The sequence below is a fragment of the Acinetobacter sp. ABJ_C4_1 genome (genome assembly GCF_044538495.1).
Taxonomy (GTDB): Bacteria; Pseudomonadota; Gammaproteobacteria; order Pseudomonadales; family Moraxellaceae; genus Acinetobacter; species Acinetobacter nosocomialis_A.
Genome location: NZ_JBIUCQ010000001.1, coordinates 478,614 through 501,410 on the forward strand (window position 1 = coordinate 478,614; position 22,797 = coordinate 501,410).

Annotated in this window: 18 protein-coding genes; 8 read left to right on the plus strand and 10 right to left on the minus strand. The window is 39.1% G+C overall.

From position 1 onward, the window contains the following. Nucleotides 1-38: 38 nt before the first annotated feature. The gene (locus tag ACIF8R_RS02200) at nt 39-1,766 is read left to right on the plus strand and encodes a glutamine--tRNA ligase/YqeY domain fusion protein (protein WP_396463482.1); all 1,728 of its coding nucleotides are present in this window, start codon (nt 39-41) and stop codon (nt 1,764-1,766) included. Nucleotides 1,767-2,368: 602 nt separating this feature from the next. Here ACIF8R_RS02200 and ACIF8R_RS02205 read toward each other — a convergent pair. The 5 genes from ACIF8R_RS02205 to ACIF8R_RS02225 form a co-directional block, all read right to left on the minus strand. Further along, complete coding sequence (locus ACIF8R_RS02205) at nt 2,369-3,091, minus strand: glutamine amidotransferase (protein ID WP_396478788.1); 723 nt, start codon at nt 3,089-3,091, stop codon at nt 2,369-2,371. Between the two features lie 165 nt (nt 3,092-3,256). Beyond that, nucleotides 3,257-4,072 (minus strand): ethanolamine ammonia-lyase subunit EutC, encoded by an 816-nt coding sequence (eutC, locus tag ACIF8R_RS02210; protein WP_396478790.1) that lies wholly within the window; start codon nt 4,070-4,072, stop codon nt 3,257-3,259. Between the two features lie 10 nt (nt 4,073-4,082). After that, complete coding sequence (locus ACIF8R_RS02215) at nt 4,083-5,468, minus strand: ethanolamine ammonia-lyase subunit EutB (protein WP_039757930.1); 1,386 nt, start codon at nt 5,466-5,468, stop codon at nt 4,083-4,085. A gap of 14 nt (nt 5,469-5,482) precedes the next feature. Beyond that, the gene (eat, locus tag ACIF8R_RS02220; RefSeq protein ID WP_396478792.1) at nt 5,483-6,919 is read right to left on the minus strand and encodes an ethanolamine permease; all 1,437 of its coding nucleotides are present in this window, start codon (nt 6,917-6,919) and stop codon (nt 5,483-5,485) included. A 219-nt stretch (nt 6,920-7,138) separates the two neighbouring features. After that, complete coding sequence (locus ACIF8R_RS02225; RefSeq protein WP_396478794.1) at nt 7,139-8,650, minus strand: aldehyde dehydrogenase family protein; 1,512 nt, start codon at nt 8,648-8,650, stop codon at nt 7,139-7,141. 142 nt (nt 8,651-8,792) lie between these two features. Between ACIF8R_RS02225 and ACIF8R_RS02230 the strand changes: the two genes are divergently transcribed. Beyond that, nucleotides 8,793-9,983 carry a helix-turn-helix domain-containing protein gene (locus ACIF8R_RS02230; protein WP_017385401.1) on the plus strand — a complete coding sequence of 397 codons (1,191 nt, stop codon included), beginning with the start codon at nt 8,793-8,795 and terminating at the stop codon, nt 9,981-9,983. Here the strand turns inward: ACIF8R_RS02230 and ACIF8R_RS02235 are convergent. Beyond that, nucleotides 9,980-10,948, minus strand: coding sequence for an alpha/beta hydrolase (locus tag ACIF8R_RS02235; protein WP_396478796.1), 969 nt, complete (start codon nt 10,946-10,948; stop codon nt 9,980-9,982). The two genes, ACIF8R_RS02230 and ACIF8R_RS02235, sit on opposite strands and share 4 nt — an antisense overlap. 195 nt (nt 10,949-11,143) lie before the next feature. Further along, nucleotides 11,144-12,316, minus strand: a complete 1,173-nt coding sequence (locus tag ACIF8R_RS02240; RefSeq protein WP_396478798.1) for an iron-containing alcohol dehydrogenase — start codon at nt 12,314-12,316, stop codon at nt 11,144-11,146. A gap of 230 nt (nt 12,317-12,546) precedes the next feature. Here ACIF8R_RS02240 and ACIF8R_RS02245 point away from each other — a divergent pair, with 230 nt between their 5' ends. From ACIF8R_RS02245 to ACIF8R_RS02255, 3 genes are all read left to right on the plus strand, one after another. Next, nucleotides 12,547-14,259: an AAA family ATPase gene (locus tag ACIF8R_RS02245; protein ID WP_396463488.1), complete on the plus strand. Its 1,713-nt coding sequence runs from the start codon at nt 12,547-12,549 to the stop codon at nt 14,257-14,259. A gap of 43 nt (nt 14,260-14,302) precedes the next feature. Next, nucleotides 14,303-14,662 carry a 5-carboxymethyl-2-hydroxymuconate Delta-isomerase gene (locus tag ACIF8R_RS02250; protein ID WP_016804422.1) on the plus strand — a complete coding sequence of 120 codons (360 nt, stop codon included), beginning with the start codon at nt 14,303-14,305 and terminating at the stop codon, nt 14,660-14,662. A gap of 81 nt (nt 14,663-14,743) precedes the next feature. Further along, nucleotides 14,744-15,595 carry a GyrI-like domain-containing protein gene (locus ACIF8R_RS02255; protein ID WP_396478977.1) on the plus strand — a complete coding sequence of 284 codons (852 nt, stop codon included), beginning with the start codon at nt 14,744-14,746 and terminating at the stop codon, nt 15,593-15,595. Nucleotides 15,596-15,623: 28 nt separating this feature from the next. Here the strand turns inward: ACIF8R_RS02255 and thiM are convergent, their stop codons facing one another. The 3 genes from thiM to ACIF8R_RS02270 form a co-directional block, all read right to left on the minus strand. Then, nucleotides 15,624-16,451: a hydroxyethylthiazole kinase gene (gene thiM, locus ACIF8R_RS02260; RefSeq protein ID WP_077169296.1), complete on the minus strand. Its 828-nt coding sequence runs from the start codon at nt 16,449-16,451 to the stop codon at nt 15,624-15,626. A 30-nt stretch (nt 16,452-16,481) separates the two neighbouring features. After that, a complete protein-coding gene (locus tag ACIF8R_RS02265) occupies nt 16,482-17,639 on the minus strand; it encodes a hypothetical protein (protein WP_311070547.1) in 1,158 nt (385 codons plus the stop codon). 151 nt (nt 17,640-17,790) lie between these two features. Then, entirely contained in the window at nt 17,791-18,048 is a 258-nt protein-coding gene (locus ACIF8R_RS02270) for a hypothetical protein (protein WP_004700972.1), read from the minus strand. Nucleotides 18,049-18,368: 320 nt separating this feature from the next. Between ACIF8R_RS02270 and pepN the strand changes: the two genes are divergently transcribed. The 3 genes from pepN to ACIF8R_RS02285 all read left to right on the plus strand — a co-directional run bounded on the left by pepN (nt 18,369) and on the right by ACIF8R_RS02285 (nt 22,793). Beyond that, complete coding sequence (gene pepN, locus ACIF8R_RS02275; protein ID WP_396478801.1) at nt 18,369-20,975, plus strand: aminopeptidase N; 2,607 nt, start codon at nt 18,369-18,371, stop codon at nt 20,973-20,975. 501 nt (nt 20,976-21,476) lie between these two features. Further along, on the plus strand, nt 21,477-22,013 hold the full coding sequence (locus ACIF8R_RS02280; protein WP_396478803.1) for a spore coat U domain-containing protein: 537 nt from the start codon (nt 21,477-21,479) through the stop codon (nt 22,011-22,013). Nucleotides 22,014-22,088: 75 nt separating this feature from the next. Continuing rightward, on the plus strand, nt 22,089-22,793 hold the full coding sequence (locus ACIF8R_RS02285) for a molecular chaperone (protein ID WP_396478805.1): 705 nt from the start codon (nt 22,089-22,091) through the stop codon (nt 22,791-22,793). Nucleotides 22,794-22,797 lie beyond the last annotated feature (4 nt).

Here is a 22,797-nt window from a genome sequence, read left to right on the forward strand (position 1 = left end):
TTTCGAAATTTTACCTACAAAGAAGTGATTGATACACTATGAAGCCTAATGATGTTGTCTCGAACCTGCCAAACAACCCGACACCGAATACTCATGCCTCTGTCGATTCTGCGCAGCAAGAACAACAGGCTGGATTAGATTTTGTTCGCCAAGTCATTACTGATGATTTGGCTGCCGGACGTGCAAAACAAATCGTAACGCGTTTTCCGCCAGAACCAAATGGTTATTTACATATTGGTCACGTAAAAGCAATCTGTCTAAACTTTGGTGTTGCTGAAGAGTTTGATGGTCTCTGTAATTTACGTTTTGATGATACGAACCCAGATGCAGAAGAACAAGAATATGTTGATGGTATTGCTAATGACGTGAAATGGCTTGGTTTTAACTGGAATGGTGAGCCACGCTATGCTTCTGGTTATTTTGATCAATTATATGCATGGGCTGTTCAACTCATTGAGCAAGGCGATGCTTATGTTGATTTACAATCTCCAGAAGAAATCAAGTTAAACCGCGGTAGTTTTGTTGAACCAGGGAAAAACTCGCCATATCGCGATGCTTCTGTAGAAGAGAACCTTGCTCGCTTTGAACAAATGCGTAATGGCGAACTGAAAGAAGGTGAAGCAGTTCTACGTGCCAAAATTGATATGGCAAGCCCGAACGTGCATATGCGTGATCCAATTTTGTATCGTGTCTTGCATTCAGAGCATCACCAAACTGGTGATAAATGGAAAATCTACCCAATGTATGACTATGCTCATCCATTGTCTGATGCAATTGAAGGAATCACTCACTCACTTTGCACATTAGAATTCCAAGATCACCGTCCGTTTTATGACTGGATTGTTGAAAAGGTTAAATCTAAAGCTGTTCCACACCAATATGAATCTTCTCGTTTGAACGTAGACTACACTATTACCTCTAAACGTAAATTACGTAAGTTGGTTGAAGGTGGTTATGTAAATGGTTGGGATGACCCACGTATGCCAACTGTTGTTGGTATGCGCCGTCGTGGTTTTACACCGGAAGGCTTACGTGATTTCTGTAAACGTGTAGGTGTATCTAAAACTGACGGTATTGTGGATGTTGCAATGCTTGAGTTCTGTATTCGTCAATCTTTGGAGAATACTGCAGCACGTGGTATGGCGGTGTTGGATCCTTTAAAAGTAACCCTTACAAATTTACCAGAAGATTTAGATCTTACGCATGCTCGTCATCCAAATGTTGATATGGGTGAACGTGTTATTCCATTGACTAAAGAAATCTATATTGACCGTAAAGATTTTGAAGAAGTGCCACCAAAAGGCTTTAAACGTTTAATTCCTGATGGTGAAGTGCGTTTACGCCATGCCTATGTGATTAAATGTGATGAAGTCATTAAGGATGCTAATGGTGAAGTGATTGAGCTGAAATGTTCAATCGATCCTGAAACTTTAGGTAAAAATCCGGAAGGTCGTAAAGTAAAAGGCGTGATTCACTGGGTGTCTGCTACTAAAGGTATTCCTGCTGAAGTACGTATTTATGATCGTTTGTTTACTGAAGCTGCACCTGATGCAGATGATGATTTCTTGGCAAACTTAAATCCGGATTCTTTAAAAGTTGTTCAGGCTGTGATTGAACCTGCTTTAGCTCAAGCGAGTCCTGAAGACCGTTTCCAATTTGAACGTGAAGGTTATTTTGTTGCAGATCAACACGATCACACTCCTGAAAAACCAGTGTTTAACCGTGTTCTTGATTTAAAAGACAGCTTCAAACCTGAGAAAAAGTAAGAGATTGATTATCTCTTACTTTTTCGCAAGACGAACAACATGTTGTGAGTAGAGAGCAGAGATTGATTATCTCTTACTTTTTCGCAAGACGAACAACATGTTGTGAGTAGAGAGCAGAGATTGATTATCTCTTACTTTTTCGCAAGACGAACAACATGTTGTGAGTAGATAGTCGAGATTGATTATCTCTTACTTTTTCGCAAGACGAACAACATGTTGTAAGTAAACAGCAGATATCAAAAAAGCCCAACTGTAAGGTTGGGCTTTTTATTCGGAGGTCTTCTCATAATATTCTTTTTCTTTATGATTCCACTTCCTTGGCAAAAGAGCTTAGGTAGGATTAATCACATAAAAATAAAGAACTAATAGTATGAGAAGCATACTTGAAAGCATTAAATAAGTATTGACCGTATTAAAGCTTTTAATAAACTTCCAGATATCCATAGTAAATCAGCGTATATTTTATGTTACAAATTAATAATACACTGAAATTTTTCTGAAATGTTTCTAAAAATAAAATATAAAGCTTTTTTGTTTAAAAAATAATCAAACAATGCGAGGAGATAAAAAGCTATATTCGATGCAGATTAGAAACTGTTCATTTATGCACTATAACCAATTCTTTTCAAGAATTTTTGAATTACTTCAAATGCAGCTTGTTCAAGTGCAGGTGCATATTCGATATTTTGCTCGCGCAATTTAGGAATTGAAATTCCAGCATGGCGAAGTTCACATGTATGACCAACGAGCCATTTTTCAAAATTTTCTTGAGTCGTTTCAATGTGAAACTGTAAAGCAAGAATATTATTACCGACTTCAAAGGCTTGATTAGTATAAATATCTGAGCTAGCCAAAAGGGCAGCATTTTCAGGAAGATCGAAAGTATCGCCATGCCAATGTAAAACATGAACATTATTAAGCAAAGGAGATAATACCTGATTAGGGCGTAAACTTAAGCTGAGTGGACTCCAACCGATTTCTTTTTGATGACCAGCATATACTTTGGCACCCAGTGCATGAGCAATTAACTGTGCACCCAAACAAATACCAAGTGTAGGTTTATCCGCTGCTAAACGTTGTTTAAGTAAAGCAATTTCATCTTTTAAAAATGGATAATCTTCAGTTTCATAAACCCCGATTGGACCACCTAAAATAATAGTTAATCCATCATGTGCAAAAGCAGCTGTTAAATCATCAACACCCGCTTCAAAATAACGGACGCGAAAGCCAAGCTGATAAAAGACATCTTCTAATGAACCTAAGTCTTCGAAAGCAAGATGCTGAATGGCATAAATAGTTTTAGGGAAGGCGTTTGTTGTGTTCATACAAATGATTCATAGAAGATCAATAGGTGGAGTATAGCGATAAATATAAAGAAGAAAATATCCATATAAATCGTCAATACCTGAAAATTGATATTTTTCGTTAAGATAATATTGTTATGCATAATTATCTTCTATTTATGACCATAGCTATGCATAACGTGCCTGTTAAAATAAAAGTTTAGGTACCTTTGCACAGTCTATATTTGAGAGTTGATGCTCATCTTTTAAATTCACTCCTGAAAAGCCAAGTTGTTTTGATTTTTTCATGAGTGCCATTAACCGTTGTACGGCAACTGGAATACTTAAGCCTGCTGAACGGACATTAGAAATACAATTACGTTTGGCATCGAGACAATCTGAATATGCATTCCATGTGTAATAAATTCCCATACTGTCAGGAGAGCTTAAACCAGGGCGCTCACCGATGAGCATCACAAGCATGGATGCTTTAAAGATTTCTGCGACTTCATCATCTAAAGCAACTCGGCTACCTGTTGCCAGTGCAATGGGCGCAAGAGTCCAGTTTTCTTGCTGAATTTGTTCATTCAGTATTGTAATGAATGAGAAAGCATTCGCTTCAATCGCTCTTGCGGAGAGACCGTCACCGACCACAATACAAACATCATACTGTTGCGTGTTTTCTGCATACTTCTTAATTAAGGCTTCTTTTGATGAGTTTGAAAGCTGACGACCTAAATCTGGACGTTTAAGATAAATTTCTTTATTAGGTGCATTACTTTGTACATGAAGACTTTGCAGCTGCCGTTGTGCTAATTGCTCCGAGAGGTAGGAAACATCCATCTCTTGATAAACCGCATCTTTTGCTTGCGCATGAGACAACTGGAACTCAAGTAAGGCACGTGTTGGGATGCTACAACCAGCGCGTCCTAATGCAATGCGGGCATCAGTAAATTGTTTAAGTTTTTCCCACTGATCTTGATGGGTAGAGGATGGATATTGAATATCATGGTTCAGTTTCATGGTGTTCTCCCTAGTTCATGAGCAGACGAGAGAATTGGTCGGGCATGTGGTCTGCCCAACATATTTGGGAGTTTTGTTGTTTAAAAATACCTTGCTGTTCAAGCCATGCTGAAAACTCAGGAGCGGGTTTTAAACCGAGGAGTTGTCTTAAATAAAGGGCATCATGGAATGAAGTGGTTTGATAGTTGAGCATGACATCATCTGAACCCGGAATTCCCATAATAAAGTTAATGCCCGCGGCACCAAATAGAGTAAGGAGAACATCCATATCATTTTGGTCAGCATCTGCATGGTTGGTATAGCAAATATCGCAACCCATTGGTACACCAAGTAACTTACCGCAGAAATGATCTTCTAGACCTGCACGTATAATTTGTTTGCCGTTAAAAAGATATTCAGGACCAATAAAGCCAACGACTGTATTCACTAAAAGCGGATTGTATTTACGGGCCACTGCATAAGCACGCGTTTCTAATGTTTGCTGATCAACGCCGTGATGTGCATTGCTGGATAAGGCACTGCCTTGACCCGTTTCAAAGTACATAACATTTTGTCCAATGGTTCCACGCTTGAGTGCGAGTGTGGCTTCATATCCCTCTTGTAGTAAATCGAGTGAAATTCCAAATCCTTCGTTTGCCAGTTGGGTACCAGCGATTGATTGAAACATTAAATCAATCGGCACATTTTTTTCAGCAAGTTGAATGCCTGAGCTGATATGCGTAAGTACACAAGATTGCGTTGGAATTTGATATTCCTGAATGACATGATCAAGTAGTTTCAGTAGCTCCGACAAATTATGCAGGTTATCTGTTGCAGGGTTAATGCCAATCACAGCATCACCATTGCCATACATTAAACCATCTAAAATACTGGCAGAAATACCAAGCACATCATCGGTCGGGTGGTTCGGTTGTAAACGGGTAGAAAGATGACCTTTTAAGCCAATCGTATTGCGAAATTGGGTTATTACCTCACATTTGCTAGCGACATAAATCAAATCTTGATTGCGCATAATTTTGCTGACAGCAGCCACCATTTCTGGAGTTAAACCCGATGCTAATGCTTTTAAGCTTTGGGCAGTGGCTTCTTCTCCAAGTAACCAATTTCGAAAATCACCTACTGTAAAGTGGGAAATAGGGGCAAAGGCTGCTAGATCATGTTCATCAATAATTAAACGGGTAATCTCATCAGTTTCATAATCGACCACAACTTCATTTAAAAAGGTTTTAAGTGGTACATCGGCCAAAGTCATTTGTGCTGCAACATGTTCGGTTGCATCTCTGGCCGCTACACCTGCTAATTCATCGCCAGAACGTAACGGCGTTGCTTTTGCCATCAAGGTCTTCAAGTCAGCAAAGTGATACTGTTGATTGGCGACAATATTGCGATAACTCATAGTTGCATCCTTTTTTATAGTTCTTGTTCTGCGGCTTTAATATTTGCAAACTCTTCTTCTGGTGTACCTTTCACTAAATGATAACGGCTATAGAATAAAAAGTAAGCAATAAATACGACATAAATAGCGGCAGCAATAAACCAAACTTTCGGATTAACAACAAAGCCCGCAACGACAGCAGCGACTGCTAGAACTAAGGCAATACTTGAAGTAACGATTCCTCCAGGAGTTTTATAAGGACGAGGCATATCTGGTTTAGATAGGCGTAGTTTGATGTGGGATAAAAGAATCAACACATAGGAAATGGTGGCACCAAAAACCGCGATTAAAATCAGTGAATCGCCTTCTTTGGTCAGTGAAAGCAAGAACCCAATAATGCCCGGAATAATAATTGCGAGATAAGGGGCTTTATTTTTATTGGTTAACGAGAGTGAAGTAGGTAAGTAGCCAGCACGAGAGAGTGCAAAGATTTGACGCGAATAGGCATAGATAATTGAAAAAAAACTTGCGATTAAACCTGCTAAACCTACAAAGTTTACGAAAGTCGCAAGCCAAGTGTTGGTGCCATAAACTTTAACCAGAGCATCGACGAGGGGAGCGCCGGAGTTTTGCAAAGTACTTGCACCAGCTGCGCCCGCACCCAAGAATAAAATGAGCATGGCAAACGCCGTTAATATGAGCATTGCACCGATTAGACCGCGTGGGAGAGATTTAGCTGGATCTTTCGCTTCTTCGGCTGCTAATGGCACACCTTCAACTGCAAGGAAAAACCAGATCGCAAAGGGAACTGCGGCCCAGATGCCTAAATAGCCATGAGGTAGAAAATGACTTGCACCAGCTGCTGTGCCAACAGGAATATCTAACAGGTTTTGTGTATTAAAATGTGGAACCATTGCCACAATAAATACAATCAGAGCAACAGCTGCGACAAGGGTAATTGCGAACATAATTTTTAAGGCTTCGCCAGCACCTTTGAGATGTATGCCCATAAAAATAGCGTAGCAGGCGAGGTAAATCATCCAGCCATTAATGCCAAATAGAGATTCGCAATAACCACCAATAAATACGGCAATCGCCGCAGGGGCAATTGCGTATTCAATTAAAATGGCTGTTCCTGTTAAATAGCCACCAAAAGGGCCAAAGGCAGCACGTGCAAAACTATAACCGCCACCTGCTGTAGGCATCATGGTGGACATTTCCGACATAGAAAGACACAGACATAAGTACATAAGCGCAGCGAGTGCAGTGGCAATAAACATGCCACCCCAACCACCTTGAGCAATACCGAAGTTCCAGCCAGCAAAATCACCCGATATCACATAAGCTACGCCTAAACCAATCAGGAGTAACCAACCAACCGTGCCTTGTTTGAGTTGACGCTGAGCAAAATATTCTGCTGATGAGACTTCTGTACTTGAAGAAATGACGGAAGCTGTTTCTGGTTGATTCATACAATACTCCTGCGAGTGGATTTGTATGAATCAATGCAAAAGCAATGCCTAAATGAAGCACTTTAAGAGAGTAGATGGTTTTTTTATTCTAAATGATAAAAATGCAAGCTTATTGTCACCATACAAAGAAGCCAGCAATCTAAATTACTGGCTTCTTATATAATTAGTCATCTTACTTCTTTCTAGTGTTGATAGTTTGGTATCAACTTGGTGCGAAACTTAGAAGAAGCCCATTGGTTTAGTTGAATAACTCACCAACAAGTTTTTAGTTTGTTGATAATGATCTAGCATCATCTTGTGATTTTCACGGCCAATACCAGACTTTTTGTAGCCACCAAATGCAGCATGTGCAGGGTAGATGTTGTAGCAGTTTGTCCAAACACGACCAGCTTCAATAGCACGACCCGCACGGTAAGAAATGTGAGCTGAACGTGACCATACACCTGCACCTAAACCATACATGGTGTCATTGGCAATTTTAATTGCATCGTCAAAGTCTTTGAACGTTGTTACAGCAAGTACAGGTCCAAAAATTTCTTCTTGGAAAACTTGCATGCTGTTGTGACCTTTAAAAATAGTCGGATCAACATAGTAACCATCGCCTACTTCTTTACGGCCGCTACCACCAAGTAAGAGTTCTGCACCTTCTTCACGACCAGTGTTAATACAACGTAAGATTTTCTCTTGTTGTTGTAGAGATGCTTGAGCACCAATCATCGTTTCAGTATCAAGTGGATGACCAGTTTTAATACGTTTTACGCGTTCAACAGCCATCTCTAAGAACTTATCAGCAATGCTTTCTTGTACTAAAGCACGAGAAGGGCAAGTACATACTTCACCTTGGTTTAAGGCAAACATGGCGAAACCTTCAAGCGTTTTTTCTAAGAAGTCATCTTCTTTATCCATGATATCTTCAAAGAAAAGGTTCGGTGACTTACCGCCAAGTTCTAAGGTAACTGGAATAATATTTTCAGTCGCATATTGCATCACCATTTGTCCAGTTTGAGTTGAACCTGTGAACGCGATTTTTGCAATACGTGGGTTTGTCGCTAACGGGCGGCCGACTTCTGAACCGAAACCATTGACAATATTAAGGACACCCGGCGGTAAAATATCTTGGATCAGTTCAGCTACTAATAAAATACCCACCGGCGTTTGTTCAGCTGGCTTAATCACCACACAGTTACCAGCAGCTAAAGCAGGTGCCAGTTTCCATGCTGCCATTAAAATTGGGAAGTTCCATGGAATGATTTGACCAACTACACCGAGTGGTTCGTGGAAATGATACGCAATGGTATCTTCATCAATTTCAGAGATGCCACCTTCTTGAGCACGAATACATCCAGCGAAATAACGGAAATGGTCAATCGCAAGTGGAAGGTCAGCTGCTAAAGTTTCACGGACTGCTTTACCGTTATCCCAAGTTTCTGCAACAGCAAGCATTTCAAGATTTGCTTCTAAACGATCAGCAATTTTTAAAAGGATATTCGAGCGTACTGTTGGTGATGCTTTATTCCATGTTGTTTTCGCTTTGTGTGCTGCATCTAGAGCGAGCTCAATATCTTCGGCACTAGAGCGTGGAATACGTGTGAAAGCTTTTCCGTCAACAGGAGATACGTTGTCAAAATACGCACCCTTTACAGGTGCTACCCATTCACCGCCAATAAAATTTTCGTATTGTGATTTAAATTGAACTTTTGAGCCTGGTTGATTTGGATCGATATAGCGCATATAAATATTCCTTTGCTTTTTAGGACTAAAGACTAACAAGAACCCTGTCAGTAGGTACTTTCGTACTTTGTATAATTAGGATATAAAGAAGAAGGTTGGAGAAAGGTTGGAATAGAAATGTGGATATATAAGGAATTTACAAATGTTCACAAAAAAGGATTTATTGCAGCAACGGACGTTGATTGATCAACTGCGCACGCAAAATAGTCTCTCTCCTCAAAACGCTGCCAAACTCGGCCAAAGTATTGCAAGCTCGTGGGAACGATCAGCTTCTGCTGCGATTCCTAAAGAACGTTTTGCGGCTCCATTAGTCGAGAAAAAAACTGCTTCACAAAATGCCTTAGATATGGCTTTAAGCCAATGTGCCGATGACTTACGACATATTGCAGAACAGTCTTCAATGGTGATTGCTGTCGGTGATATCGGCAGTACGATTATCTGGACGGCACCAAGTGCTCAAATGCAAAGTGCTGCTGAACGTGTACATTTTGTACAAGGTGGGCAGTGGCGTGAAGAATTTGTAGGCACAAATGCCTTGGCTTTATCCTTAAAAACTCAACAATCAAGCTGTGTTTTTTCAAATGAACATTATATGGAATCGATTCATGATTGGGTGTGTTATGCCGCGCCGATTATCGATCCATACTCGAAACAAACTCTTGGTGTCGTTGATTTATCAACTACATGGAAGAATCATAATAGTTTAGGAATATTGGCAGCTGAACGTTGTGCATCAATTATTCAATCTGCTTTGCTAGAGCAGCAGCGCCAGCAATTACATATCCGTGCATTTTCAACGCCACAAGTTAAATTTAATGGCAAAAGTCTGTTATTAACGCCGCGTCAAATTGAAATTTTAACCATATTGGCGTTATGTCCACATGGTTTAACTTTAGAGCATCTTTATCAGGCGCTTTATGGCGAACGTAAAGTCAGTATGGGTACGCTTAAAGCTGAAATGTCTCAACTACGAGATATTTTGGGTGGTTTACTTGGTTCTCGTCCATATCGTTTGCTAGTGCATGTTGAAGCCGATTTTTTACAAGCTGAACAAGCGCTCGATGCAGGATATGCCGCATCTGCTTTGCAGCTTTACACAGGTGTATTTCTGGCAAAAACGGAAAGTCCATTTTTATGTGCATGGCGTGACTGCCTCGAATCACGCTTGAGCGATGCGATTTTTAAAACCCAAGAAACGGATTTATTACTTAAGCATTTAGCTCATTTCCCTGAAGCAATCGATGCGGTAGAACGTCTTATGGAGTTAGTACCGAGCGAACATCCCGCGCATCAATTGCTGATGAAATACCTTGACTCACCTAAGCTGAGTTAAGTGATTTTTTGATCCAGCCACTGAAACAATTGTTGATAGACTTGTTCTCGTACTGGCTGGGCCGAAAGGACTAAATCATGCAACCCGTTGTGAATAGAGACAACAGAGACATCGCCTTTGATTTTTTTACCAAATTTTTCAATGTCTTTAACATCTAAAATTACATCGCTTTGAGTCGCATCTGCTCCCCATTTTTTAGGGTTTTTAGTCTGATGAGAATGCATAATCAGCGCGGGAATATTGAGTTTAACCCCGCGATGTATTTCTTTTTGTGCCGTATGAATCGCATGTAAAAAGCTGAGTTGAACCGTAGGGGCAGAAGTCGGTTTCCAGTCCAGATTAAAGTCCCATTCGCCCTTGAGCTGTTTGTGAAGGCTCGCGGTGTACCACTTGTTTAATTGACTTGGGAATTTAACTTTTGGCAGATATTTTCCTACTCGACTGAGTACTGGAATACCAAATTTTTTCTCGACCAAGCTTAAATTAAAATCGTAAAACGGGCTGTTTGCCCAAAGTCCTTTAATCAGAGGGTGGTTTGGGTTATGGGCAGCATAAAGTGTTGCTGTCAAACCGCCAGTCGAATGTCCTGCAAGTAATACTTGGGTGTGCTGTTCTTTGCCAATAATCTCTAATGCTTGAGTAATTTCAGCATCGTATTCATTTAAATCAAGCACATTATAGAAAATTTGATGAGGCAGCTTTGAGCGGCCATATTTTCTTAAATCAAGTGCATAGAAGTCGTAACCATGAGCATTGAATTGCTCAGCCATTTCAGTTTGAAAGAAATAATCTAAAAAACCATGAATATATAGTACGGCTTTTTGAGTAGATTGAGCGGCTTTTTTACGGACTAAGGTAGCTACAACTTTCCCTTCATAATCATCAGGAAAACTAAGTGTGAGCTGTTCGTAGCCAGCACCTAAAATATCTGGGACATAAGTTTGATTAGCTGAAGATGTATTCATTTTTATCGAGCTATTGTAATTAAGACATGCTGAGTATCCTTCAATGAAATGGGCAAATTGTCAATCAGGTTTATAGATGGTTGGAGTATAGGTTCTAAAAAAAGGGAATACCGCTGGAGCTAAGTATTCCCCAAAAAAGTAAGTCAACGGTCGGAGGGATTTGACTTACTAGAGGGACATGCCATTACATCAGGATTAAAGAGCTGCTTTGAAAATCTCCACAACTTGAGCATGATTAGCTTTACGAGGGTTGGTCAGCATACATGCATCTTTCTGAGCATTATCTGCCATGACCGTAAGGTCTTCATTTTTCACACCTAGCTCTGTTAAACCAGATGGAATACCAATTGATGAAGACAGTTTACGAATGGCATCAATAGCAGCATATGCAGCTTCCATCACTGTTAACCCGTGAGTTCTTACACCCATTAATTCCGCGATTTTTGCGTAACGATCTGGGCAAGCAATTAAGTTAAATTCACATACGTGTGGTAATAAGATTGCATTACATACACCGTGAGGTAGGTTATAAAAACCACCCAACTGATGCGCCATGGCATGAACATAGCCTAATGACGCGTTGTTAAATGCCATACCAGCCAAGTATTGTGCGTAGCTCATTGCATCACGTGCTTCGATGTTTTCACCATTTGCGACAGCAGGTTGTAGCCATTGGCTAATCATGGTGATGGCTTTTTCTGCACACGCATCGGTAATTGGGTTTGCTGCCGTAGAAACATATGCTTCAACTGCATGGGTTAACGCATCCATACCCGTCGCAGCAGTTAAACCAGCCGGTTTTGCAATCATGAGTTTCGGGTCGTCAATGGCAATCAGTGGGGTACAACGCCAGTCAACAATTGCCATTTTTACGTGAGTGTCTGTATTGGTAATAATGCAGAAACGAGTCATTTCAGATGCAGTACCAGCAGTTGTATTCACAGCAATCAGTGGCGTCATTGGTACTTTACTTTTATCGATGCCTTCATAGTCACGAATATGACCACCGCCAGCAGTAACTAGGCCAATACCTTTCGCACAGTCGTGAGATGAACCACCACCTAAAGACACAATAAAGTCACAGCCATTGTCGTTATAGGCTTTCACGCCATTGTGAACATTAATATCGGTTGGGTTAGGTTCTGCACCTGGGAAAATATGGCTCGAAACGCCTGCTTCAGTTAAGTAGTTTGCGATAAGGTCTGCAACGCCAAATTTAAATAAGCCTTCATCGGTCACAATTAATGCTTTTTTTGCGCCGAGGTTTTGCGCCTTCGTACCAATTTCTTTGGCACATCCTGGTCCAAAGAGTGATACGCAAGGAATGTAAAAACCGTTTGTTTGATCTGCAATATTTTTAAAAGCCATGGAGTGATTCCTTCTTCCATAAATCCATTGTTTGTTATTACAGGTGAGCCTCACCATGGGCTTAGTATTGTGATGTGAAGATTATTTTCCTACCTACCAAAAACCTACCAAATATTACTTAGGATTTAATTATTGATTTTTAATGACTTTATATAAAATTTGGCACATTCATTTAATTTTTTCGGGAAAATCGTTAAGCTATGGGCTGTTGAAGATGTACATATGAGATTATGAAACAGGAAACTGCGCTTAAACTGCTCAAAGCAGGTGAAAATGTTTTTTTAACCGGTTCGGCTGGTGCAGGGAAAACCTATACACTTAATCAGTACATCCAATACCTAAAAGCACGTAAAGTGCCTGTAGCTATTACGGCGTCTACAGGTATTGCGGCAACGCATATGAACGGCATGACCATTCATACGTGGGCGGGCATCGGTATTAAAGATCAGTTAACTGAAGATGACCTAAAACGTATGAAAGAGCGTAAATACCTCAAGGAACACCTTGAAAATGCGCAAGTTCTCGTTATTGATGAAATCTCAATGTTGCATGCGAAGCAGCTTAATCTGGTCAATCAGGTTTTAAAATATTTTAAAGAAAGTGATGAAGCTTTTGGCGGTATTCAAGTCATTGTGGCTGGAGATTTCTTCCAGTTACCCCCTGTAGGACGTAATGGTGAAGCCAATCGCGACAAATTCTGTTTTATGTCTGATGCATGGGTCGAAGCCAAATTTCGGGTATGTTATTTAACAGAACAACACCGTCAAGACGATGAAATTCTGAACCAAATTTTAAATGCCATTCGTGCGCAAAATATTCAATCAGATCATTTACACGCATTACGTCAATCGCGTTCGCATGATATTGGTGAGACCTTTACTCGTCTTTATACGCATAATATGGATGTCGACAATATCAATTATCAGCATTTAAATGAAATTGATAACGAAGGGCATCAATTCAATGCTGTTTTAGATGGTAATGAAAAACTACTAGAAACTTTAAAATCTTCAGTTCGTGCACCAGAAGAGCTAACTCTTAAAAAGCATGCCAAAGTTATGTTTGTCAAAAACAACTTTGATATGGGTTATATCAACGGAAGTCTAGGTGAAGTCATCGGCTTTGAAGAAGATGACGAAAATGGCTTATTGCCGAAAGTAAAACTAACCGATGGCACGACATTGTTGGTTGCGCCTGAGACGTGGTCAGTTGAAAATGAAGCCGGTAAAGTCATTGCAAGTTTTCAGCAAATTCCGCTTCGTTTGGCTTGGGCGATTACTATTCATAAAAGCCAAGGGATGACTTTAGAAGCCGCTGAAATTAACCTGATGAATACCTTTGAAAAAGGTCAGGGTTATGTTGCATTGTCGCGCTTAAAATCTTTAACTGGGTTAAAGCTATTAGGGATTAACGAGCAAGCTTTAGAGTTAGATAGTTTAGCTGTAAAAGCGGATCGTCGTTTCCAAGAACTTTCAAAAGAGGCCGAAGACAACTTTGCAGATGTAGATTTAACGGCTCAGCATAAAGCCTTTATTCGTCACTGTGGCGGCACCTTAAATGAAACCGAGATTTCTCGTAATGAGAAAAAACTCGCAAAAGGTGGCAAGCAAAATTACGCTACGGCAACGCTAGATGAAACACGTGCCTTGTTTGAAGAAGGCTACGAGATTGAAGACATCGCGCATGAACGTGGCTTGACACCAGCAACGATTATTAACCATTTAGCTCGACTTCATAAAGAACAAAAGCTGGATATTTCGGTTGCCCATCCGGGTGAAGAAGTAGTCGAAGAAGTCCGTAAAATTTATAAAAAATTGAAAAAACGTCAGAATCCAGATCATTTTTCTGATGATGGTTCGATCAAACTAAGACCAATTGTTGAAGCAACCAGTCCTCGAATGGGATATGATCAGGTTCGATTAGCTTTATTATTTATTGAATAAAGTCTGATTGGCTTAATTACTTATTACATAAATTGAGGTGGCTATGCCGCACGTAGTAGTGGATTATTCAGAAAATTTAACTGGATTGAACGCAAAACAATTACTTGAAGAAATTAATAGTACACTGATTGAGACAGAGTTATTTAGTCCAGAAGACATTAAAAGCCGTGCGCGTAAAGATGATGTTTTCCTTATTGGCTTAGGGGCTGATCAAGCTTATATTCATGCAAAGGTCTATATTTTGTCGGGAAGAACGGCTGAACAAAAACAGCTTATGGGTGAGCAGTTATTAGCGGCGCTTAGCAACAAAAAATATTTACAACAAGGGTTTAATAAAGAAATTCAATTGTGCGTTGAGCTTGTCGACATGCCAAGAGAAGATTATTTCAAGCAAGTTGTATAACTATAAAAAGCGCAATTTCGATCAAGAATAGCGATGAGCACTATGTAAAAGTAGTGCTATCGAATGAACAGACATAAATGTATGGCTGTATATACACAAAAGCTGCAACTGGTTTGCGACTATATTCAAAGACATTTAGATGAAGATTTAGATGTTGACATATTAAGCCAGATTGCAGCCTTATCTAAGTTTCATTTTCATCGTATTTTTGCCATTCATATTGGCCTAAATGTGATGAAGTTTATTCAACTTTCTCGTTTAAAACGGGCCTCTTTTCAATTGGCTTTTGAACCCGATCTCAAGATTATTGAGATTGCCTTGCAAGCAGGGTTTGATAGTCCCGAGGCATTTACTCGTGCATTTAAGCGTTCATTCGATCAAACTCCTCGGGCTTTTAGAGATAAACCAGACTGGGAATCTTGGCACCAGAGGTTTGTTTTTACACTTCCAAAAAGTGAGCTAAAAATGAATGTAAATATTGTTGAACGGCCTGCTGAAAAGATTGCGTATCTATCGCATTTAGGAAGTCCCGATAAAGTTTTGGAAACTGCTGCGCAGTTTATTGCTTGGCGTAAAGAAACTGGCTTATCGCCTGTAACTAAGTCTAGAACTTATGGTATTCCGTTTGCTGACCCCGATCAGACACCAGCAGACGAATTTCGGTTTGATATAGCAGGTTCAATTGAAAAGGATGTACCTGAAAATCATTACGGCGTACAGACAGGTGAAATTCCTGCTGGGCGTTATGCAACCGTAAGACATTTAGGTAGCCATGACCAGATTAAAGATAGTGTCTATTACATCTTTAGAAACTGGTTACCTGAGCAACCAGAAGAAGCAGGGGATTATCCGGTTTTCTTTCACTATCACAACTTTGTGCATGAAGTGAACGAGTGCGATCTTGTTACAGACATCTACTTACTTTTAAAATGAGGCTAGGATGATACAGGTATAACTTAGGTTATGCCTGTATGTTTAAAAGTTTGATATCTGCATACTGTTCAATCAGGTTGTCATCTAACATATGGATATAATCCATAAAGATGCTACTAAAGCTTCCCATAGTTTGTGCCTGATTTGCTGCAAGTTTACCCGCAATTGCAAAATGAACATGAGCTGAAAGAGCAGCAATGGTTGGTGTTGTCACAGCACTATATGCGGCAATTAATGCACCCAAAGCACAGCCAGTTGCGGTAATTTTAGGTTGTAAAGGACTTCCGCCGTTCACTTGAATCACAGCATCTATTTCATTAGACAATATATAATCTGATTCGCCCGAAATAGCGATACAGCTTGCATGTGTTAAGAGAGAAACAGCTTGCTGATAGGCTTGATCACTACTTAAAGTGCTATCTACACCTTTAGATTGAACTTGTTTGCCTGCAAGTGTACTGATTTCTGAAGCATTACCACGAATAACGCTTGGCTTGAACTGCAAAAGCTCGTCTGTCATTTGACTGCGCCAAGCTAAAATGGGTCCATAACCGACTGGATCAAGTACCCAAGGAACATTGCTAAGCTGTGCTGTTTTGGCAGAGATTTGCATGGCTCGCATTTGTTCTGAAGTAGGTGTCCCCAAATTAATGCTTAAAGCTGATGAGATCTTGGTAAAGCTTTCTGCTTCATAAGGATTATCAATCATGGCAGGTGAGGCACCGGAAGCCAGTAATACATTGGCTGTATAGTTGGCTGCAACACTATTGGTGATGCATTGTACAAGAGGCGCTTTTGCCTGCATGTTTTGCCAAGCTTCAATCACCTGTTCAATGAGGTTTGATGTTGAAGTCATCTGATTATCCTTATAAGCCAGAGATAACATTTAACGCGTAAAATAGTGATCTTGATGCTTACATCTTTCGCAAATCAAAGAAACATAATCTGCTGCATCATAATCAACACTTAAATCATTTGAACCACAATGCATACAGCGTTTAACTGAGTAAAAGTTTAACCGAGGTTCAATTTTTCGCCATGCTTTCCATACAGGTTGTACAAAAATTTGCTCGTCATAACCTAAAAAGCGGTTAAACAAAATGTGGCTCATTTTACTGTAAGGAATATTGTACGGACGTGGCAACATCGAAGTTTCCCACTTTTCAGCTAAAGCTCTTTCCCGATATTGTTCTAAAGTTTTCTTTAATAAATTAGTATTAATAAACTTTTCATTACGTGGCTGTAGAGCTTTTTGCTTATAAAGATATTCAAGCGCGGTTTGAATCAAATAATAAATTTGACCAATGGCCAATGAGTCCATTAAACGATAGCAAAAAGTTTGAAAGTTAGAACTCCCCGCAATTTGAATACCCCATGTTCGGCAGTAGAACTGCATAAACTGGATAATTTCTTGATAGAGCACCTGAAACAGTACATCTTTCACTTCATCGGCACTACGAAATGGAATACCAAGACTTAAGTTTTCATAAAACCAATGACGTAGTTGCTGGGCTACACTAAATAAGCTTGGGTCACTATAACCATCTAAACGAATGTTTAAATAAAAGCACTGTGGTTCGTCAGATTGATCCTGTGCATTTAAAATTCCATCTTTATGAAGCTGTTTAATGAGATGGTTTTGGAACATCCAGTTGGGTGTAATAGGTTGATATTTTATTTGATCCCAGTGAATGTATTCGTCATGCGCAACATCGTCACGTGCATAGTCATCAAGCAAGCTAAGCAGAAAAAGTTTATTTAAAAAACTCAGTTGTTCAAGACTGCGCTGAGGTTGGTCTTTTGACTTAAACTGGCGTTGTTCTTGTAGGCGGGTTTGCTGTAAAAGCTTTTTTCTTTGTTTAGTGCATTGGTCACAATGGCACGTCATTTTTGTGTCTTTAAATACACGGTGCTGGCAATGACTGCATTCATGAAATTGAATGTCTTGTTCAAATTGTTCGGCATCTACCCAATACATTGAAGCTTGGCAGAGTGGACAATGGCTACTTTCATCTAGCTGTTTCTGTAGAATTTGTAAGGCCATTTCGCTCCGAACACTTAAATCAATCATGATTGACCTATTATACACAGCCGCATTGCCGATAGCTGAGATTGTATTTTTGTTTGGTGCAAAAATAGAAAACCTAAAATCTTTATTTTGATTTTAGGTTTTCATAAGAGATTAAAAGTTAAGATTAAACAGGGCACGGCAAGCTCTCATCATGTTGCCCAAGTTTTTTAGCATTAATAAGCGCTTGTACTTTTTTGCTTGGTAATTTCACTTTACCTAATGCGTCATAAGTATTAACGATAGTGGTTACCTCCTGAGCAGTCATTGAAATACCTTCGGCAGTTAAAAACACGGCGATCACATGATGGTCGAGTCCTGCTGCGTCTAGATCATGAATAGCTTTAATATTTTCTAAGCGATGTAAATAAGTTTTTAATTCCATAGTGGCTACCTCTTGTTCTAATTGAAATACTTATACTGGTATATTAGTTAAGGCAAGAACCATGCCCAAAATGTAAGTAGCTCCTAAAAAATGTTAAAAGCGAAAGGAGTTTTATTTTTATTGTATAGATTGATTATATAAACAACGATTATCGTAATTTTGGTCTAATCTGTGCTAATAAAACCAAATTCTAATTTGAAATGTATAAATGAAGTCCCATTAATTTTATAAAGGTAAACAAACAACAGTATGTATGAATGTGTATGATCAAGTTCATAAAATTCGTACAACGGTTTCCGAAAAGTATATAAGGAATAAAGATGAATATTGCGGCACAGCCTCCAGTTCAGGCAGATCAAACAGTTTATTTAAAAGATTATCAAAAACCTTCGTTCTTGGTTGAATCCATTAATCTTGATATTCAAGTCTATGACGATAAAACAATTGTTGATTCAACTTTAGTCATGAAGCGTCAAACTGCTGGAGACTTGGTGCTGTTAGGTCGTGATCTTGAGTTGCAATCTATTCAGCTCAATGGTCAAGAGCTTACTCCTGCACAATATTTACTCGATAGTGAACAATTGGTGATCACTAACGCACCAGATGAAGTCATTTTACAGACTCAAGTGATTATTCATCCTGAAACCAACACTCAGCTTGAAGGTTTATATAAAGCAGGCGATTTGTTTGTTACGCAAAACGAGCCTGAAGGCTTCCGTAAAATTACCTTCTATCCAGACCGCCCAGACGTACTTTCAGTCTTTACGACTCGCGTAGAAGCAGACAAAAAATACCCAGTATTACTTGCCAATGGTAACTTGCTTGAAACAGGCGAAGCGGGTGAAAACCGCCACTTTGCAATCTGGCAAGACCCAACTAAAAAGCCAAGCTATTTGTTCGCTTGTGTTATTGGTGATTTAGCTGTACTTAAAGATCGTTACACGACCTCTGAAGGGCGTGATGTTGCATTAGAAATCTATGCAATTGAAAAAGACATTCCAAAATGTCATATCGCAATGGAAGCTTTAAAGCATTCAATGCGTTGGGATGAAGAACACTACAGCCGTGCGTATGACCTCGACAACTATATGATTGTTGCGGTAAGCCAGTTCAACATGGGGGCAATGGAAAATAAAGGTTTAAATATCTTTAACACTTCATGCGTGCTTGCTGATGAAGAATACACAACTGACGCTGCGATTATGCGTGTGCAGTCGGTGATTGCCCATGAGTATTTCCATAACTGGACAGGAAACCGTATTACTTGCCGTGACTGGTTCCAACTGTGTTTAAAAGAAGGCTTAACGGTATTCCGTGATCAGTCTTTCTCGGAAGATTTACAATCTGCTGCGGTTCAACGTATTGATGACGTTGCTGTACTTAAATCACACCAATTCCCTGAAGATGCAGGCCCATTGTCGCACCCACCACGTCCAGACCACTTTGTAGAAATTAATAACTTCTATACAGCTACAGTCTATGAAAAAGGTGCGGAAATTAACCGCATGATGTCGACCTTACTGGGTAAAGAAAAATACCGTAAGGGAACAGACGAATACTTCCGCCGTCATGACGGACAAGCCGTGACTGTAGAAGACTGGGTTGCTGCATTATCAGCAGGTTCGGGTGTCGATTTATCTGCATTTTTAACTTGGTATAACCAACCGGGTACACCAAAGCTTGAAGCAAAAGGTGAGTACGATGCAGCAGCACAAACTTACCGTTTGAGCTTTAAACAAAGCCTAAAAGCACATCCTAAATATCCAAATTTAAAAGCTGTTCCGATTCCTGTGGCTTTAGCGCTATTTAATGCTAAAACAGGCGAGCAATATACATTGCACAGTGACAGCTTATTCGTAAATGATGTTAAAGATGGCGTGTACTTGTTTGATCAAGACGAGGCAACCATTGAGTTTACAGGTGTGACTGAACAGCCAGTTGTTTCGTTACTCCGTAATTTCTCTGCGCCTGTAAATCTTGTATTTGACTATACCGATGCAGAATTAGCTTTCTTAATTCAACACGAAACAAATGGTTTTAACCAGTGGCAAGCAACTCAAACCTTGCTTGAACGTATTTTGTTAGAAGACCATTCTGCCGATGCGTACATTCAAGCTATTCAGAGCACTTTGCCTGAGTTGGTTGGCCGCGACCCACTTTTAGCATCTCGTTTGTTTGATGTACCAAGTGAAGGTTATTTGGGTAGTCGTATCGATCAGAACTATGCACCAGCCGATGTTCATGTAAAACGTGAGGCCTTGCTGAATCGATTAGCACAAGATTTAGGTTCTTTCTGGAAAGATACTTACCTTACCCTTGACCCAGACCAACAAAAAGAATTTTCTTTAGCGATGGGTGTACGTGCATTAAAGAACATTATGCTTATGATGATGGCTCGTCAGGGCGACCAAACTGCATTTGAATTAGCACATGTGCAATATCAAAACACAGGCAATATGTCTGAACGTTTAGGTGCCTTACGTGTATTGGTTTGGCAAAATGCACCTCAGGCTCAAGATGCCCTAGCTGATTTCTATGACCGCTTTAAAGATGAAGCATTGTCTTTAGACCAATGGTTTATGATTCAGGCAGCAAATCCAAATGCCACTGTTGAGACGATTGAATATCTTACTCAGCATCCTGATTATGACCTCACGACGCCAAACCGTATTCGCGCCGTAAGTGGGGGCTTGTCAAATAACCCTGAAAATACTTGGGGCTTTGGTGTAGCGCACTTTATTAATCTTGCACAATATCTTGATGAGAAGAACCCGATTTTAGGTTCACGCCTATTACAGGTATTGTCACGTTGGTACACACTTGCAGAGCCTCAGCGTACCCAAGTACAGCAAGCTTTACAGACATTGCAGCCTAAAGTGAAATCTAAAAACGTTTCTGAAACTTTAAATAGTATGTTAAGCGTTTAATTATTTAAATATACTTAATAAAGGTCTCTAAAGAGGCCTTTATTTTTACCATTATTTTATATTTCTTTAAATTATGTCGTTTATTAATTTATATTAAATGTATTTTTTAAATATATTAAAAAATAAATCAATTTAATTTTAAGTTGAAGCATTGCATAAAAATGCTATTTTTTGTGATTAATTGCCGAAAATTAAAAAATGACACATTTACTTAAATTTTTATCAATAAATTTTTTGATAGAATGGTTAAATTAATTTAAATCAAATGCTTATGATTTGTTAATGTTGATTTTTATATTTATGGAGTAACTTTAAGTAACTATATTTTATTAAATAGAAATAAAAATAATAACAAGTTTATGCATTTTAATTATTTTTATGTATGATATTTAAAATAGGATAAAAAATAAGCTTTAAAAGAGCAGTCAAATAAAAAATGATTGTAAGAATAAGGGTTAATTTTTTTATATCTATTAATTCGAAAATTTAATTTAAAAGGTTTTGGCCATGAAAAAGACTTTTTTTTATTTATCGGCAATAGCTGTAGGGTTATTTTCCCTGAACGCAGCAAATGCCGCTACAGCGACGGGGACATTAACTGTTAAGGCGACAGTAACAAATAGTTGTGTCCTGAATACCTCTGCAACAGGTACTACAACAAATGCGGTTTTGGACTTTGGTACTTTGAGTTCTCTCGCTAGTAATGTTGATGCGGATACCTCAACTACAGGTGGTACTTCAATTAAAGTTCTTTGTAACAATACTGTGCCATGGACTTTGTCGTTTGATGGGGGTCAAAATGTTTTATCAACCCAACGACGCATGATTGGCGGGGCAGCAAGTAATGAATATATTCCTTATAACCTGTATTCGGATACAGGACGTGCCACCGCGATTGGTATAGCAACAACCGCTTATAGTGGAACAGGTAGTGGTGCAGTACAAACAGTGAATGTATATGGTCGTCTTCCTGCTGGCTCAGCACTGCCGAGTGCGGGTAGTTATGTTGATACGGTAACAATAACGGTAACTTATTAAGTTGTATAAATTAGAAAAGCTGTTAGCCCTTTTGAAAGGGCTAATATATTAAAAAGATATATATTTGAGTAAAACATGAAAAAAAATATTTTTATTATTACGGGATTATTCTTATCTTTATCTAGCACTATTCACGCCGCTACAATCCGTCTTTCACCAGTAAGTATAGAAATTTTAAGTCATCAAAAAGCATCTTCAATTAGTTTATATAACCAGTCAAATGAAAGTGCTGATTTACAGGCACGTATATTTGAATGGACTCAAAATAATGGACAAGATCAATTAACACCTACAGATGAAATCACTATTAGCCCACCTTTTTTAAAGTTAAAGCCTAGCGAGTCTTATAATTTACGGGTAGTCAGAATTAACCCGGAGCCGATTTCTAGTGAAAAAACCTATCGTATTATTATTGACGAATTACCAAAACCAGTTGATAGCCGTAAAGCTTCTCAAGGTGTAAATGTATTACTTCGCTCATCATTGCCTGTATTTGTAGTCAATAAAGATGCGATTACTCAACTAAATTGGAAAATTGATACTCATCAAAAGGAAGCTTTTTTAAATATTAGAAATATTGGAAACCGACATGCACTTTTAAATGACTTAACACTTATAGATAACACCGAAAATAAAAGTTATCCGATTAAAGTGAATACCGTGAATGGCTACATTCTTGCAAACCAAGCACGAAGCTATTCAGTTAATAATTTTACATATCAGCCCAATCATAAATACAGCATTTCTCTGACAGTTAATGGTAAGAAAACCACACTTTAAGAGG

Bases quoted from the DNA above. Each gene is read 5' to 3' on its own strand.
- ACIF8R_RS02200 (WP_396463482.1), top strand. From the start codon at position 39: ATGAAGCCTAATGATGTTGTCTCGAACCTGCCAAACAACCCGACACCG.
- ACIF8R_RS02205 (WP_396478788.1), bottom strand. From the start codon at position 3,091: ATGAACACAACAAACGCCTTCCCTAAAACTATTTATGCCATTCAGCAT.
- eutC (WP_396478790.1), bottom strand. From the start codon at position 4,072: ATGAAACTGAACCATGATATTCAATATCCATCCTCTACCCATCAAGAT.
- ACIF8R_RS02215 (WP_039757930.1), bottom strand. From the start codon at position 5,468: ATGAGTTATCGCAATATTGTCGCCAATCAACAGTATCACTTTGCTGAC.
- eat (WP_396478792.1), bottom strand. From the start codon at position 6,919: ATGAATCAACCAGAAACAGCTTCCGTCATTTCTTCAAGTACAGAAGTC.
- ACIF8R_RS02225 (WP_396478794.1), bottom strand. From the start codon at position 8,650: ATGCGCTATATCGATCCAAATCAACCAGGCTCAAAAGTTCAATTTAAA.
- ACIF8R_RS02230 (WP_017385401.1), top strand. From the start codon at position 8,793: ATGTTCACAAAAAAGGATTTATTGCAGCAACGGACGTTGATTGATCAA.
- ACIF8R_RS02235 (WP_396478796.1), bottom strand. From the start codon at position 10,948: ATGAATACATCTTCAGCTAATCAAACTTATGTCCCAGATATTTTAGGT.
- ACIF8R_RS02240 (WP_396478798.1), bottom strand. From the start codon at position 12,316: ATGGCTTTTAAAAATATTGCAGATCAAACAAACGGTTTTTACATTCCT.
- ACIF8R_RS02245 (WP_396463488.1), top strand. From the start codon at position 12,547: ATGAAACAGGAAACTGCGCTTAAACTGCTCAAAGCAGGTGAAAATGTT.
- ACIF8R_RS02250 (WP_016804422.1), top strand. From the start codon at position 14,303: ATGCCGCACGTAGTAGTGGATTATTCAGAAAATTTAACTGGATTGAAC.
- ACIF8R_RS02255 (WP_396478977.1), top strand. From the start codon at position 14,744: ATGGCTGTATATACACAAAAGCTGCAACTGGTTTGCGACTATATTCAA.
- thiM (WP_077169296.1), bottom strand. From the start codon at position 16,451: ATGACTTCAACATCAAACCTCATTGAACAGGTGATTGAAGCTTGGCAA.
- ACIF8R_RS02265 (WP_311070547.1), bottom strand. From the start codon at position 17,639: ATGGCCTTACAAATTCTACAGAAACAGCTAGATGAAAGTAGCCATTGT.
- ACIF8R_RS02270 (WP_004700972.1), bottom strand. From the start codon at position 18,048: ATGGAATTAAAAACTTATTTACATCGCTTAGAAAATATTAAAGCTATT.
- pepN (WP_396478801.1), top strand. From the start codon at position 18,369: ATGAATATTGCGGCACAGCCTCCAGTTCAGGCAGATCAAACAGTTTAT.
- ACIF8R_RS02285 (WP_396478805.1), top strand. From the start codon at position 22,089: ATGAAAAAAAATATTTTTATTATTACGGGATTATTCTTATCTTTATCT.